At 38.7% G+C, this 15083-nt stretch carries 16 protein-coding genes; 8 read left to right on the top strand and 8 right to left on the bottom strand.

What is annotated here, in order from left to right; all coding sequences use genetic code 11:
• On the top strand, positions 1 to 777 hold the full coding sequence (locus K6I41_RS05740; protein WP_013197223.1) for an ABC transporter ATP-binding protein: 777 nt from the start codon (positions 1 to 3) through the stop codon (positions 775 to 777).
• Between the two features lie 73 nt (positions 778 to 850).
• On the opposite strand, the gene abeS is transcribed toward K6I41_RS05740, so the two are convergent.
• The 4 genes from abeS to K6I41_RS05760 form a co-directional block, all read right to left on the bottom strand.
• Positions 851 to 1180 carry a multidrug efflux SMR transporter AbeS gene (gene abeS / locus K6I41_RS05745; RefSeq protein ID WP_250375380.1) on the bottom strand — a complete coding sequence of 110 codons (330 nt, stop codon included), beginning with the start codon at positions 1178 to 1180 and terminating at the stop codon, positions 851 to 853.
• 235 nt (positions 1181 to 1415) lie between these two features.
• Positions 1416 to 1679 (bottom strand): YfhL family 4Fe-4S dicluster ferredoxin, encoded by a 264-nt coding sequence (locus tag K6I41_RS05750; protein WP_250375381.1) that lies wholly within the window; start codon positions 1677 to 1679, stop codon positions 1416 to 1418.
• 2 nt (positions 1680 to 1681) lie between these two features.
• The gene (trhP, locus tag K6I41_RS05755; protein WP_250375382.1) at positions 1682 to 3052 is read right to left on the bottom strand and encodes a prephenate-dependent tRNA uridine(34) hydroxylase TrhP; all 1371 of its coding nucleotides are present in this window, start codon (positions 3050 to 3052) and stop codon (positions 1682 to 1684) included.
• A 56-nt stretch (positions 3053 to 3108) separates the two neighbouring features.
• Positions 3109 to 4575 (bottom strand): aminotransferase-like domain-containing protein, encoded by a 1467-nt coding sequence (locus K6I41_RS05760; RefSeq protein WP_250375757.1) that lies wholly within the window; start codon positions 4573 to 4575, stop codon positions 3109 to 3111.
• A 230-nt stretch (positions 4576 to 4805) separates the two neighbouring features.
• Between K6I41_RS05760 and K6I41_RS05765 the strand changes: the two genes are divergently transcribed.
• A complete protein-coding gene (locus K6I41_RS05765) occupies positions 4806 to 5675 on the top strand; it encodes a PhzF family phenazine biosynthesis protein (protein ID WP_250375383.1) in 870 nt (289 codons plus the stop codon).
• 54 nt (positions 5676 to 5729) lie between these two features.
• Here K6I41_RS05765 and K6I41_RS05770 read toward each other — a convergent pair whose 3' ends face one another.
• Complete coding sequence (locus tag K6I41_RS05770) at positions 5730 to 6509, bottom strand: ferredoxin--NADP reductase (RefSeq protein WP_005307052.1); 780 nt, start codon at positions 6507 to 6509, stop codon at positions 5730 to 5732.
• A 101-nt stretch (positions 6510 to 6610) separates the two neighbouring features.
• Between K6I41_RS05770 and tsaA the strand changes: the two genes are divergently transcribed.
• Positions 6611 to 7333 (top strand): tRNA (N6-threonylcarbamoyladenosine(37)-N6)-methyltransferase TrmO, encoded by a 723-nt coding sequence (gene tsaA / locus K6I41_RS05775; RefSeq protein WP_250375384.1) that lies wholly within the window; start codon positions 6611 to 6613, stop codon positions 7331 to 7333.
• Between the two features lie 18 nt (positions 7334 to 7351).
• Here tsaA and K6I41_RS05780 read toward each other — a convergent pair whose 3' ends face one another.
• Positions 7352 to 8623: an MgtC/SapB family protein gene (locus tag K6I41_RS05780; RefSeq protein WP_250375385.1), complete on the bottom strand. Its 1272-nt coding sequence runs from the start codon at positions 8621 to 8623 to the stop codon at positions 7352 to 7354.
• A gap of 289 nt (positions 8624 to 8912) precedes the next feature.
• Here K6I41_RS05780 and tfpB point away from each other — a divergent pair, with 289 nt between their 5' ends.
• The 4 genes from tfpB (at position 8913) to K6I41_RS05800 (ending at position 13212) form a co-directional block, all read left to right on the top strand.
• A complete protein-coding gene (tfpB, locus tag K6I41_RS05785; RefSeq protein WP_250375386.1) occupies positions 8913 to 10670 on the top strand; it encodes a type IV pilus assembly ATPase TfpB in 1758 nt (585 codons plus the stop codon).
• Between the two features lie 75 nt (positions 10671 to 10745).
• On the top strand, positions 10746 to 11105 hold the full coding sequence (locus K6I41_RS05790; protein WP_151988462.1) for a NirD/YgiW/YdeI family stress tolerance protein: 360 nt from the start codon (positions 10746 to 10748) through the stop codon (positions 11103 to 11105).
• A 107-nt stretch (positions 11106 to 11212) separates the two neighbouring features.
• Positions 11213 to 11875 (top strand): response regulator transcription factor, encoded by a 663-nt coding sequence (locus K6I41_RS05795; protein WP_005307039.1) that lies wholly within the window; start codon positions 11213 to 11215, stop codon positions 11873 to 11875.
• The gene (locus K6I41_RS05800) at positions 11872 to 13212 is read left to right on the top strand and encodes an ATP-binding protein (protein ID WP_250375387.1); all 1341 of its coding nucleotides are present in this window, start codon (positions 11872 to 11874) and stop codon (positions 13210 to 13212) included. The genes K6I41_RS05795 and K6I41_RS05800 overlap by 4 nt, the downstream gene beginning before the upstream one ends.
• Positions 13213 to 13284: 72 nt before the next feature.
• On the opposite strand, the gene hemP is transcribed toward K6I41_RS05800, so the two are convergent.
• Complete coding sequence (gene hemP / locus K6I41_RS05805) at positions 13285 to 13455, bottom strand: hemin uptake protein HemP (RefSeq protein ID WP_004643472.1); 171 nt, start codon at positions 13453 to 13455, stop codon at positions 13285 to 13287.
• A 136-nt stretch (positions 13456 to 13591) separates the two neighbouring features.
• Here hemP and K6I41_RS05810 point away from each other — a divergent pair, with 136 nt between their 5' ends.
• Positions 13592 to 14494, top strand: a complete 903-nt coding sequence (locus tag K6I41_RS05810; RefSeq protein WP_250375388.1) for an NUDIX domain-containing protein — start codon at positions 13592 to 13594, stop codon at positions 14492 to 14494.
• 22 nt (positions 14495 to 14516) lie between these two features.
• On the opposite strand, the gene K6I41_RS05815 is transcribed toward K6I41_RS05810, so the two are convergent.
• On the bottom strand, positions 14517 to 15065 hold the full coding sequence (locus K6I41_RS05815; protein ID WP_250375389.1) for a tetratricopeptide repeat protein: 549 nt from the start codon (positions 15063 to 15065) through the stop codon (positions 14517 to 14519).
• Positions 15066 to 15083 lie beyond the last annotated feature (18 nt).

The following is a 15083-nucleotide window of genomic DNA, read 5'->3' on the forward strand; positions in this document are numbered from 1 at the left end:
ATGGAACACGTTGCAAAACTAGTGATTCGTGATTTACACAAAACATTTGGCGATCATGAAGTACTGAAAGGGATATCACTTGATGCAAATGCTGGCGATGTGATTAGTATTATTGGTTCATCCGGTTCAGGTAAAAGTACCTTGCTGCGTTGTATCAACTTTTTAGAACAACCGAGCAATGGCACCATTAAACTCAATGGTGAAAAACTACGCACAGTCTTTGATAAAAAAGGCAATTTAAAAGTGGTTGATCCAAAACAACTACAAAAAATGCGTACCCAACTGATGATGGTATTTCAGCACTTTAATTTATGGTCTCACATGACAGTGCTTGAAAATGTCATTGAAGGGCCAATTCATGTGCTTGGGGTAAAACGTGCTGAAGCAGAAGAGTGTGCACGGAAATATCTACGTAAAGTTGGATTGCCTGAAAGTGTTGAGAATAAATATCCAGCATTTTTATCTGGTGGTCAGCAGCAACGGGTAGCAATTGCTCGTGCTTTGGCAATGGAACCGGAAGTGATGCTATTTGATGAACCCACCAGTGCACTTGATCCGGAGTTGGTGGGTGAAGTACTCAAGGTTATGCAGAGTTTGGCTGAAGAAGGCCGTACCATGATTGTGGTGACACATGAAATGGGCTTTGCACGTCATGTGTCTAATCAAGTGATTTTCTTGCATCAAGGGAAAATTGAGGAACAGGGCCACCCTGATGAAGTACTCAACAATCCGAAAAGTGAGCGTTTAAAGCAATTTTTGACGGGCAGTTTGAAATAAGCTGTTTATACCGAGTAAGGTGAAATTTTTATAAAAGAATTTTCATCTTACTCGGTTGCTTTTAAATTATATTTTATAGATGAGTATTTTTAGAAAACACATTAATAATCACAATACCTGCAATCATCAAAGTAAGACCAATACACGCCGCCAAGTCTAAATGCTGTTTGTAAAATATCCAGCCAATTGCAGAAATTAAAATAATACCCGCGCCCGACCAAATGGCGTATGCGATTCCGATCGGAATCGTTTTTAATGTCAGGGACAGTAAATAAAAAGCAATTGCATAACCCGCAACTGTAATAATGGATGGAATAGGAACAGTAAAACCTTGAGATGCTTTTAAAGCTGAAGTTGCAATGACTTCACAAGCAATCGCAATTGCTAAATAAAGATAAGACATGGGGAGCTGCGCCAGAATGAGTTTTAATCAATCTACATGAAATGTTGAAATGGTTTGGCAGTTTTAACGATTGTTTAATTTTTTTGGTACAAAATTACCAGTAAATCAAACTGAACTGATAAATTGATTTTATCACTAGCAAAGTGTTATCAGCTATTTATTCATTTATTTAATCATTGATCTGCATAGTCATAAAAAGAGGATCAGTAACTTTAGCCTGATCCTCGATAGTCTTTTAAGAAATAGATTCGCCGAGTATATTTAGACCCTTAAATTTCTCTAGCAGTTGCTCTTTATTCTCAATATGCGCAGGGTCTGGTTTTATGCAATCGATAGGGCAAACCGCCTTACATGTTGGCGCATCGTAAAAGCCTACACACTTGGTACAACGAAGTGGATCAATTTCATAAACTTTGCTCCCTTCAAAAATGGCGATGTTCGGGCATTCAGGTAAGCACATATCACAGTTAATGCAGTCACTCGTAATCAAAAGTGCCATGTTTAACTCGCTGAATAAGTCAATGTAGATGCAGTAATACTTTCTTTCGCATGCGGCAAATTGCGTACGAGTAGGGCATAACTGATATCAACATCTTGTGAGAGTGGAATTTCAACGAAATACCCCGAACCTTTAGCATCTGTAATTGGGTTACCTTTTAAATCGCGCATTTCGGTTAAGGTAAAGGTGATGTTGCCTTGAGCTGTCATGAGTTCAAGTGAGTCGCCAACTAAAAAACGGTTTTTAACTTCAATGCGAATATAATCACCGTGACGTTCTAAAACCTCTCCACAAAATTGTTGATAGTCAAAATGTGATGAACCATCAGCATAATTTTGATATTCACTGTGTACATGACGTCTTAAAAAACCTTCGGTGTAACCACGGTTCGCCAACCCTTCGAGCTGAGCCATTAAGCTTGAGTCAAATGGTTTACCTGCTAAAGCATCATCAATGGCTTTTCGATAAATTTGGGCAGTACGGGCACAATAAAAATAGGATTTAGTACGGCCTTCAATTTTCAGTGAGGCGATGCCCATTTTGGTTAAACGATCTACATGTTGTACCGTACGTAAATCTTTAGAGTTCATAAAATAAGTGCCGTGTTCATCTTCTTCAGCCGCAAACATTTCTTCATCATTACGTTGTACAAGCACAGTTTGATTCGAAGTTTTTTCTGATTGTGCTGATGAGCAGCAAGACTTTTCTGATGTGTTGAACTGAGTGAATGGAATCACATCGCCGTTTGCATCTTCTTGGGCTTCATGCAACTTATAGTTCCAACGGCACGCATTGGTACAAGCACCTTGGTTGGCATCACGTTTGTTCATATATCCTGAAAGTAGGCAACGGCCTGAGTAGGCCATGCATAGTGCGCCATGTACAAAAACTTCGAGTTTAATATCTGGTACGTGTTGCTGGATTTCTTCGATTTCTTCTAATGACAACTCACGAGATAAAATGACTCGGCTTAAACCGTAATCTTTCCAAAACTTAACAGTGGCCCAATTAATAGCGTTGGCTTGAACAGATAGATGAATTTGCACATCTGGAAAGTGTTCACGCACCATCATAATTAAGCCCGGATCAGACATAATGAGCGCATCTGGCTGCATCGCTACAATCGGTTCAAGATCACGAATAAAGTTTTTTAATTTGCTGTTATGTGGCTGAATATTTACCACAACATAAAACTTTTTACCCAAAGCATGCGCTTCATCAATCCCAATTTTTAAATTGTCATGATCAAAAGCATTATTACGCACACGTAAACTGTAACGTGGTTGACCTGCATATACGGCATCTGCACCATAGGCAAAAGCATAGCGCATGTTTTTAAGTGAACCTGCGGGAGAGAGAAGCTCAGTTTTCATAAAATAAAAGGCATAAAAAGTATATGGGTTTATTTTATTAACTCCGCATTTGGGATTCAACCTACTGAATTAGTAGGGATTTGACCACTATCCTTTTGTACGGGCAGCATATTTTTTGCTAGCTCTCCTAAGCGCATCAAAGCATTTAACATTTTGGGGTTTAGCTCGAAACACGCAGCTATACGTAAACAATGACTAAATCGTTTATCAGCCGAACACAAAATTCCCGGCATACATAAGATCTTTTCATCGATTGCCTGATGAAACAGTTCTAATGTATCTATTGATTCGGGTAGTTCTAACCATAAAATAAATCCTGCTTGCGGTCGACTGACTCGAGTACCGAGTGGAAAATAACGGCAAATATAAGATTTGATGGTGTCAATTTGTTGTTGATAGCGTTTTTTGAGCTGTCGTAAATGCAGATCATATCCGCCATTTTCTAAAAAAAGTCCCAACGTTTCTGTGAGTAAAGCTGGTTCGGCAACAGTGGTTGTAAATTTAAGCTGCTGCACAATATTACGGAAGCGTCCAGCTTCTAACCAACCAATTCGATAGTCAGGTGCTACAGTCTTGGTATAGCTACCACACACCAAAACCCATCCATTTTGGTCAAATGCCTTAATGTTGGGTAAGAGTGGTTCAGTCAGTTGCAATTCGGCGTACATTGCATCTTCAATGACGGGAACTTGAAATTGATTAGCAAGCTCTGCTAAGCGACGGCGGTTGCTTTCAGGCATGCTAAAACCGAGAGGATTGTGTCCTGTTGGAATAGTTAATATGGCTTGTACACTTTTAGATTTTAAGAGTTCTTCAAGAGCATCCAGGCACATACCTGTGTGCGGCGAGGTCGGCACTTCTACGATTTTTCGACCTAAATTATGAAGGAGTGGGTACAGATTGTGAAATGTAGGGATCTCAAGTGCAATGCTGTCACCCGCTTGAGTTGTTGCCATAATCGCGAGACTTAAAGCCTCCATCGTGCCGTGAGTGAGCACAATATCATCTGCTGAAAGAAACATACCAAGCTGTAAACTTCGCCTCGCAATTTGTGTACGTAAACGTATAGAGCCGGGCGGTAAAGTATAGCTTTTAAAAATGTCTGGCTGCGTCCGTAAAACTTGAGCAGTTAAGCGTTTTAAGCGTTCAATTGGGTAGAAATTTTCACCAGAAGGACAAGCTAAAGCCAAATTGATATAGGCTGGGTCCATTTGCTTTTTAACGATTTGTGCAAGAAAACAGCTAATTCCTGAAAGAGATACTTTTTCTTCACTGACATAACGCTCTTCGAGTTCTAGTAAGTTTGAAGGTGCATGACAAACATAGTAACCAGACTGTGGACGAACTGAAATTAAACCTTGGTCTTCAAGCTGACGATAAGCTTCTTTTACGGTGTTAATGCTGACCTGATAATGATTTGCGCAGTCGCGAATTGATGGTAAGCGTGAACCGATAGGCTGCCTGCCATTCTGAATTTGAAAGGTGAGGTCATCACTCACTTTTTTATATTTGTACATGTCAATTCATTAAAAAGCCAAAGCAATGGATACACTTTATCGTGATCTTTTATTTAACTCAAATATTGTGATTGCTTTTGATTGGTTCATTTAACACAAATCTAAACTTAAAAACTGTGTCTATTATTTTTCATATTAACTGATACTGTGACCATTAAAAATAAATCAGTAAGATCAAAAAATGGTAAGGACTTAAAAGCCATATTTTTTAATTTTAAAATCAGTAGGAGTGGTCTATGTCTGTTGTTGCATTTAAACAAGTTGATGTTTTTACTTCACAAGCATTTAAAGGTAATCCTGTCGCAGTCATTATGGACGCCAGTACCTTAACATCTGAACAGATGCAGGAAATTGCGAATTGGACGAATCTTTCTGAAACGACATTTGTGCTCCCTGCGACCGATTCGCAAGCTGATTATCAGGTTCGAATTTTTACTCCACAAAGTGAGTTGCCATTTGCAGGACATCCTACAATTGGTACTGCCTATGCTTTGCTTGAAGCGGGCCTCGTGACAGCTAAAGAAGGTAAGCTGGTACAGCAATGTGCTGCGGGTTTGGTAACGCTTACCGTAAGTGACTCAGGGCATATTTCATTTGAACTCCCTAAGCCTAAAATTACACCATTAGATGCAATGCACACTGAGAAATTAGCAGAAATTTTAAAATGTAAAATTAATACTCAATGGAACGCCACATTGGTTGATGTAGGCGCACGTTGGATTGTATTACAAGCGGTAAATGCCCAAGCTGTTTTAGATAGCCAACCAGACTTTGCTGCTCTAAAAGAACATGATTTAGAAATGAAAGTTGGTGGAGCGACGGTTTATGGTTTTTATGAAAATAATGATGAGCAAAAACATATAGAAGTCCGCTCATTTGCTCCTTCAATTGGAATAAATGAAGATCCAGTTTGTGGCAGTGGGAATGGCAGTGTGGCGTCTTTCATTCGTCACTATGGTATTTTACCAGCACAAAATGACACAGTTCTTTCTTCACAGGGGCAGGCTTTAGGCCGTGACGGACAGCTTCAACTTGAATTGCATCAGGATAAAATTTTAGTGGGTGGAACGGCTGTTACCTGTATTGATGGCACAATCAAGTTATAAAACACATATAAAAAAACCGAGGACTGTGCCTCGGTTTTTTTAATTAGAAAAATCTTATTTTTCTACGAACGCACGTTCAATTACGTAGTCGCCCATTTCACCCATACGAGGTGATTCAACTAAACCGTGTTGGTCAAGTAACGCAGCAACGTCTTTTAAGAATGCAGGGCTACCGCAAAGCATTGCGCGGTCAGTTTCACGGTTAAAACGTGGTAAACCGATTTTTTCAAATAAAGCACCAGTTTCAATTGCAGTTGTTACACGGCCTTGAGTGTGGAAAGGTTCACGAGTTACTGTAGGGTAGTAAACAAGTTTGTCTTTAATACCTAACTCTTCAAAGAATTCATTTTTTGGAAGCTCATCCAAAATTAAATCTTGGTAAGCTAATTCAGAAATATAGCGTGTACCATGAACAACGATTACTTTTTCAAAACGTTCGTAAGTTTCAGGGTCACGAATAATTGATAAGAATGGTGCAAGGCCAGTACCAGAAGATAAAAGGTACAAGTTTTTACCCGGTAAAAGGTCATCATGAACCAAAGTACCTGTCGGTTTTTTAGAAATTAAGATTTCATCGCCAACTTGTACTTTTTGCAAAATTGAAGTTAAAGGACCATCTTGTACTTTAATTGAGAAAAATTCTAACTCTTCTTCGTAGTTTGCACTTGCAATCGAATACGCGCGCATTAACGGTTTGCCATTCACTTCTAGTCCGATCATTACGAACTGACCATTTTTAAAACGTAAGCTAGTATCGCGTGTAGTTTTAAAACTGAAAAGTGTGTCATTCCAGTGGTGAACATGAGTAATGCGTTCGACGTTAAAAGCAGCCATTAAAGGTCTCGATCACGATTAAAAGAAAACAGATAGCTATTCTAATCTAATTTCATTCCCGATAAACTGAATATATTTAATTGTGTTTATAAGAAAAAGTGATGAACAATTCTGTCACCTTCCCCATAATTGGCCACATGTGTTCCCCATATCGTGAAAAATTTGGTATTCCACGCCAGCCTAATTTGGTAAATATTGAGTCTTATATTGATATGGTAGAACCTTATAATGACTTATTGGCATTTGAGGGAATTGAGCAGTTCAGTCATCTCTGGCTAGTTTGGCAGTTTCATGACAACAAAAATCAGAGGAGTGCCGATAAATTCCGTCCACAGGTTCGTCCGCCACGTTTAGGGGGGAATGAAAAAATTGGGGTGTTTGCTACACGTAGCATGTATCGACCCTCTCCAATCGGGCTTTCAGTTGTAAAACTGAATAAAGTGGAAAAAGTCGGTAAGTCTGTTCGAGTCTATATCACAGGAAGTGATTTATTAAATGGTACTCCAATTTTAGATATCAAACCTTATATTCAATATTCTGATGCAATTATTGATGCAGAAAGTGGTTATGCACATGCAGAACCTGAACGTAAGTCAGTCGTTTGGTCAGAAGCTGCGTTAACAGCGCAAAAATATTTTCTGCAAAATAATGAAATAGATGCTCAATACATTGATGAGCTTGAGCAAGTTTTAGCTTTAGATCCTCGGCCTGCCTATCAAGAAGATGCTGAACGAATCTATAAAATGAAATTTTCAGACTTTGATATTCATTTCAAAGTCGATCAATTTGTAGTTACTGTGATTGATGTGGTGAAGACTTCTTAGCTTGCACAGTAGAAATCTTTAAAACCAATGGATGTTGAGCCAAAGTAAACTAATAAAGATAGCCATATGAATGAGTTGGGCGGGAACGAAAGCAAGGGCATAGCGTAGCCCGCCCGAAATTGCAGAGTTCACACTTTTGGCAAGAGCATGAACTGCAAAGCCTCCTAAAAATGCAATTAATAAAGGTGTCATATGGCTGCTATCAGGTTCACCTTGCACAATGACTGCCGCAATAGCTGCATGTATTTCAAATAAAGATGCGAGCAGAGTACCTGCGATTAACCCAGCATCGCCTAAAGAGATACTTAAGCCATAAACACCAGCCTGAATGAGGGTGAGTGTGCCTACAATAATAAGGGCTTCTTTTAAGCTAAACATTCTTGAATCGAGTTCGGGCGAAGTTGTACTGGGCTCTGCTTTACGTAATAAAATGAAAGCCCAGATTGCTAAAACTGCCAATGCAATAAGGGTAGGAAATATAATCAGCTTAAACCAAGCAAAGCTAATCCCAATCACAATAATTAAAGTTTGAATGAGTGTTGAAACACATGACATTAATGCAGCGCCTGCATTTGTAGTTGCATTGGCTCTGCCAGAGCGTACTTCTAAACCTAAACTGGCAATGGTCGCTGTACTGGAAACAAATCCAGAAGCTAAAGAAGAGAGTAATAAAGCGTTTTTAGATGAGAGTAACCGTTTCGCAATATGGGCGAGTGCTTGTACAAATAAGATCAAAGTGAGTAATTTTAAAATAACATGCGGATTTAAAACTGGACCCCAAAAGGGTTTATTGGGTACTAAAGGCAGTGCTATTAACAGTAAGGCAAGTAGAAAAATACCATCACGCAATTCTGATTCAGTAATCCACTGACTGGCAATGCCATGCATAGACTGCTTTGCCAATAAAATAATGGTCATGATTACGGCGAGTCCAGCGGCCAATGAGATATTCCAAATGCAAAGTGCCCCGATAAAGTAAGTCATAATAAAGGCAAGTTCGGTAGTCACACCGGGGTCATTGGGCTGATTTTTAAGAGATACAATACTAATTGCCCCAATGAGAAGGGCACCTACAATTCCAATTTCAGTGCCGAATAAAAAACAGATGGCGCCTAATAGTGAACTAATTGCAAAAGAACGAAATCCGGCAAACGTTTTGTATTCATGTTTAAGCTTACTTCGTTCACGTTCTAAACCAATTAATAAGCCACAACCGAGCGCCGCAGCAATAACGGTAATGAATTCTTCAAATGAAGTTGTTTGTAATGACATTGTCATTGGAAGCTCCATGTTACTTCCTCTTTGGTTTATTGTTATAAGTAGATTTGAATCGTTTTAAAAATCATATATTCACGTTCAGTTTATGCTTTTTATTATAGTGAGCATAGTATCTTTTTCAGACAAAGCCACAAACACAGTATTTTTATAAATATGAACTATGACGCAAAAAAATATTAAGTTGAGAATTGGTTTAATTATTTGAAGTTAAAGAATATTTAAAATTTAGTTTTAGCAAATTTGTGGTGGGCTAAATTAAAAATATCTCTGCTATATTATAAAAATATATTGGGGATAACGCATGAATGCACATGTACAAATAGATACGTATTGGTGTCTAGAACAATTATTACAAGAAGGCCGTATTACAGAACGAGATAAATTACTGGTACAGTCAAGCCACCGCCAAAAAGACCAGCTAAAGTGGCATCCATTACAGTGGATTGCACATTTTAATTTAAAAGATCAGCAGTACACACACGCTCATTTAAGTTTAAACCGTTTATGTTTATGGTTTGCAGATCTGGTTCAGCTCCCTTTATTTGTGATAGATCCTTTAAAGGCAGATGTTAGTGCTTTAACGCAAGTAATGTCACAAGAGTTTGCTATTCGCAATCATATTTTAGCTGTGGAAATTCATGCTGATCGAATCGTGATTGGAACAGATCAACCATTTCAAACAGATTGGCTAAACAATTTAGAGCGAAGTCTAGCGCCTAAAAAAATTGAACGGGTACTGCTTAATCCCGAACAGTTGCAACGCTATTTGCGTGAATATTATCAGGTCAGTCGTGCGGTAAACTCTGCTCAAAAAGATGCAGCTCATGAACGTGACACTAAAAATGTTGAAGCGCTTTTGCAGCTTGGCGATAGTCAGAATCCAGATGCGAATGATCAGCATATTGTGAAATTGGTTGACTGGATTTTACAATTTGCATTCGAGCAGAGTGCCAGTGATATTCACATGGAACCGCGTAAAGACAATGGTAAAGTCAGGTTCCGTATTGATGGTGTGTTGCACACCATTTATAACATGCCATCAAATACGCTGACTGCCGTAATTTCCCGAATTAAAATTTTAGGGCGTTTAAATGTAGCGGAAAAACGTAAACCGCAAGATGGTCGATTAAAAACACGGACACCTAAAGGTCAAGAAACTGAACTCCGTTTATCAACCTTACCAACAGCATTTGGTGAGAAACTGGTCATGCGTATTTTTGATCCAGATGTGTTAGTACGTTCTTTTCATCAACTTGGTTTTGAAGAGAGTTTATTACAGCAGTGGCAGCAATTAACAAAAAATAGCCATGGGATTATTTTAGTTACTGGCCCCACAGGTTCAGGTAAAACCACAACGTTATATTCATCTTTAAAGCAGCTTGCAACTGATCAGGTCAATGTCTGTACCATTGAAGACCCGATTGAAATGTTAGAGCCTAGTTTTAACCAAATGCAGGTCAATAATGCAATTGAATTAGGCTTTGCAGATGGTGTTCGTGCACTTATGCGACAAGACCCAGACATTATAATGATTGGGGAAATTCGCGATCAAGATACAGCAAATATGGCCATTCAGGCGGCACTTACAGGTCATTTGGTATTATCAACTTTACATACCAATGATGCGCCGTCTAGTTTGACTCGGTTGCATGATTTAGGTGTGCAGCCATTTTTAACGGCAGCAACTATTTTAGGTGTGTTGGCACAGCGTTTAGTGCGACAACTTTGTCCGCACTGCAAGCAACAAACTTATATTAATGAGGATGAATGGCAACATTTAACATTTGACTACATTATGGACATGCCAGAAAAAGTTTATCAGGCAGTTGGGTGTGAACAATGTCGTCATACAGGCTATAAAGGGCGAGTTGGTATTTATGAATTTATGCCAGTCAGTCTTGAGCTTAAGCATCTTATTAGTAGCCATATGACCTTAAATGATTTGAGAACGCAAACTAAAAAAGAAGGTATAGAACCTTTAAGAATTGCAGGTGCTCATAAAGTGATTGATGGTCTTACAACACTAGAAGAGGTATTGCGGGTTGTGCCATTAAATTAACTTTTTCTTAAGATTCACCTCATCTATGCCTGTTGTACTTACGCTATTCCAAGATGTGGTTAAAAAGGTGATCTTATGAAAATGCTTAAAGCGATATTAATGACTACGGGTCTAACTGTTACTGGTGTAGTTATGGCAAATACACCTGTGAATCAGGCAGCAATTGCTCCAGCAACGCTAACAACTGTTAAGCATGCATTAACGGCAAAAGATAATACACCAGTTAAATTACATGGGCAGGTTGTAAAATCTTTAGGCGATGAAAAATATCAATTTCGTGACAAGACAGGTAGCATTACAGTGGATGTAGATGATGAGCTTTGGCAGGGTCGTCCTATTTCAGCAAATACAAATGTCACTCTAATTGGTGAAGTAGACATCGACTATAAACCTTTAAAACGTGTAGAAATTGAGGTCGATCAAGTTCAGTTCTAATTCATTGATCTCTGAATATACTACTTTTAGCCGCATTTAAATGATGCGGCTTTGCTTTTTTTATAAAGGCTTGGCAAGATTAAAACAGCATATAACAGGAAAAATAGATGAGAATTTTGCTTGCAGAAGATGATCGCTCTCAAGCTGAAAGTATTCAATCATGGTTAGAGTTAGATGGTTATCAGGTCGATTGGGTGGAAAGAGGTGATTATGCCCTTACGGCAATTGAGCAGCATGACTATGACTGTATTTTACTTGATCGGGGACTGCCGCAATTAGCGGGTGAGAAAGTTCTAACAACGATCCGTTATAAACAAAAAAATGTTCCTGTTATTTTTATTACCGCACGTGACAGCATTCATGATCGAGTAGAAGGACTAGATTTAGGCGCAAATGATTATTTGGTTAAGCCTTTTAGTTTAGAAGAGCTCTCTGCCCGAATTCGCGCTCAATTGCGTAAACAAACGTTAAGTCAGCAATCGATTTTAACGTGGGGTGATTTGCAACTTGATACACAAGCGAAAGTTGTATTAAGCGCTGGCAAGTCTATTGATTTAACGGCAAAAGAATTTCAAATATTGCGTAAGCTGATGGTTCATCCTGAACATATTATTACCCGTGATCAATTAGAAGAAGCACTCTATGCATGGGGTGAGGAAATTGAAAGTAACGCCATCGAAGTATTTATTTATCAGCTTCGAAAAAAAATCGGAAGTAGCTGCATTAAAACCATACGGGGGCTAGGCTACCGTATGGGAGATTTAAAATGAAATCGAATCGCTCATCCTTGCAGTCGCAACTGGTTAAAACCACCATGTGGAGTAGTGTGGTGGTGGGTTTGGTAGCTTTAAGCTTACTTACCATATTTTCTGTTTATCACAACATGTCAGTGCAAGACGAAATCATGGATGAGATTTCAGATACTTTGCTGGTTTCTGACCTTTCTAAACATTCTATGAAACAGTTTGATCAACTCAGTGATGAATTTGATATTCAGTATGAGTTATTAAGCTCTGGGCAATTACTTACTCATTCTCATAGTTATCAGCATGAACTTTTTGAACAAGGAAAGTTATCTGAAGGTTTTTCATATTTTTGGTTTGATGGTCAATTATGGCGTAGTCTGGCTGCACAACAAGAAGACTCTCAACTAGAAGTTGAAGTCTTTCAGCCAATGAGTACACGTATTGAAGAAGTACTCAAAGCACTTGCAGGATATAGCGGTCTTATGGTGTTGTTCTGGTTGCTGCAATGGGTCATTGTAAGTTGGCGTACCGAGCATCAATTGGCTGCGCTAAATTTACTTTCTAGACGAATTGCTCAAAAAACTGCATCAAATTTAGAGCCAATTCAAGAACCAGATGTTATTACCGAAATTCAGCCTGTGATTGATGCTTTAAACCAATTACTTGCAAGATTGCAAAGAGCATTAGTGGCTGAGCAGCGTTTTACAGCGGATGCTTCTCATGAGCTACGTTCTCCGTTGTCTGCCATACAAATGCGCCTTCAGGTTTTACAGCGTAAATATCAACATGTTCCAGAACTTCATCAAGACTTTGAGCGCATACAAGAAGACGTTTCAAGAAGTACAAAAGTACTTGAAAACTTACTGCTTCTGGCTCGCTTGGAACCCAATGAAGCAGAGCAGCCACAACTTCCTAAAACAGTTATCGATTTAAATTACTTATTGGCTAGAGTCATTGAAACTGTAACTTTAGATGCGAATGCTAAACAGATGTTGATAGAGACAAATACCTTATCGACAGAAACTAAAACCTTTGCGAATGAAGAATTACTGTTTATTGCTTTTAGAAATTTATTTGATAATGCCATTCGTTATAGCCCGACTTACGGTTCTATTCATGTCGAGATTAGTCAGGATGAACAGCAAATTAAGGTCGCTATAGAAGATACAGGAAATGGTGTAGATGACGAGGTATTACAGCGTTTAGGACAGCGTTTTTTTCGAGTATTAGGTACTCAGCAGCAGGGTTCAGGGTTGGGAATTTCAATTACTCGAAAAATTATTGAATTGCATAATGGTGAATTGCATTTTATGCATGCTGAACAGGGTGGTTTGAGGGTAGAGGTTAATCTTCCATTATAAAAAATAGCATGGTTACCCATGCTATCCATTTTTTGTTTTCCCACGAATATTATTGAAACGCGAGTGTATTTTTTATTTAGTTAAAATTAGACGATTGTTGCGAGTGAGGCGTAAACGATATTCCTCGCCAGCATGCATAATGCGGATTTCACGGCCTAATGCAAAGAGGTTGTTAGAATGTAACATTGGTAAGGCATGAGCTGTTTCATTGTTACGAGTAAATAAGCTAAAAGGTGCGTTCATTTGTTGTGCTCCGTGGTATGTTCTTGAACGATTTAAATGATAATCATTATCGAATAGATCTGTCAATGAGATTTTTAAGATTTTATAAAATGATAAAATTTGCTTACACTTGAGAAAAGTTTTAGAGAGTAAAAAAATGCCCAAACCAATCGTCGATGTCGCTATAGCAATCTTGATCCATCGTGGAAAAATACTAGTTGGATGGCGCGAAGAGCAGCAGCATCAAGGTGGAAAGCATGAGTTTCCAGGGGGAAAAGTTGAGCAAGGTGAAACACCCGAAGAAGCCTGTCGCCGTGAAATCTATGAAGAAGTGGGTATTGGTTTAAAAGATTGGCATCAATTTGATTATATTCATCATGAATATGACGACATTATTGTCAATTTACATTTATTCCATAGTTATGTGCCTGATGAACTATTAAATCTTATTCATCAACCATGGGCATGGTACACACGTGAACAATTACTTCACTTAAACTTTCCAAAAGCGAATAAAGACATCATAGAAAGATTGTATTGGCCGCATTTTATTAAAATTAGTCCTACACTGGCACCAGTCGAAAATGATGACACTTTAGTGTATTGGCGTAGTGAAAAAGATAGTTTTGATCAGGCAGATCTAGAAAAGTTAGCTCTTTTAGATACCGATCAGCTTTCAAAATTAATCGTGAATGTCGATGTTTGGCACAAGCTAAAACCTGAGTTAAAAACTCATATAAAAACAGTGCATCTTAAGCAATCCCAATTAATGAGTTTGCATAAAGGCGACTTGGAAGTGGGAGTGCGTTTTATTGCTGCTTGCCACGATGCGGTTTCTTTACAGCATGCTCAGCAAATTGGCTGTGATGCTGTTTTTATAAGTCCTGTCAAAGTAACAGAGACCCATCCAGATGCGAGCGCATTAGGGTGGGATCGTTTAAATGACTTGATTGAGAAATGCCAGATTCCCGTATTCGCTTTGGGAGGCATGAGTCCTGATGATTTAGTCACAGCACAGCAACAGGGTGCGTATGGCTTGGCGGGTATTCGTAATTTTTAATAAGACATAAAAGCATTAAAAGCTAGAGTGCTTTTAATGCTTGCTGTGCTTCTTGAACAGTTTTTTGATTATTACGCTGTTGCCCAGCTTTTAAAATAGTTAGCCAAAGCTGTTTTTTCATTGCTTGGCTCTGAGCAAAGCTTAAACCACGTCGTGCTAAAGACTCAGCATTAGAATATTGCTGTTTATGATTTGCAGTAAGTGCAAGAAATAAATAGGTCTCAGCTGCTTGCGGTGCTAAACGCTGTGCCTGAAGTGCATAGCGTTCAGCTTCTGACCATTGCTGGTTTTTATAAGCCTGCTGTGTTTTTTGCATTAAGACTTTAAATGCAGGTAACTGGCTGCCATCATCACTAAAATGTTGAGGCTTTTTCTGTTGAGGAACGATCACCTGTAAATTTTTGCGTTGAATTTCCGGATGATCATAAGGTGTAATTTTTACACCCGATGGAGTTTCCGTCTTTTTGACTGGAGAAGTAGGTGTTTTCTCTTTGGAGTCAGAATGATCAGGAAAAGTTGTACAGCCGACCATAAGAATAGCACCAATATAAAAAACACCTTTCTTCAACATATCCTAATTTCCTGTTTA

Origin of the sequence: Acinetobacter sp. AS23 (assembly GCF_023612055.1) — a bacterium.
Classification (GTDB): Bacteria; Pseudomonadota; Gammaproteobacteria; order Pseudomonadales; family Moraxellaceae; genus Acinetobacter; species Acinetobacter oleivorans.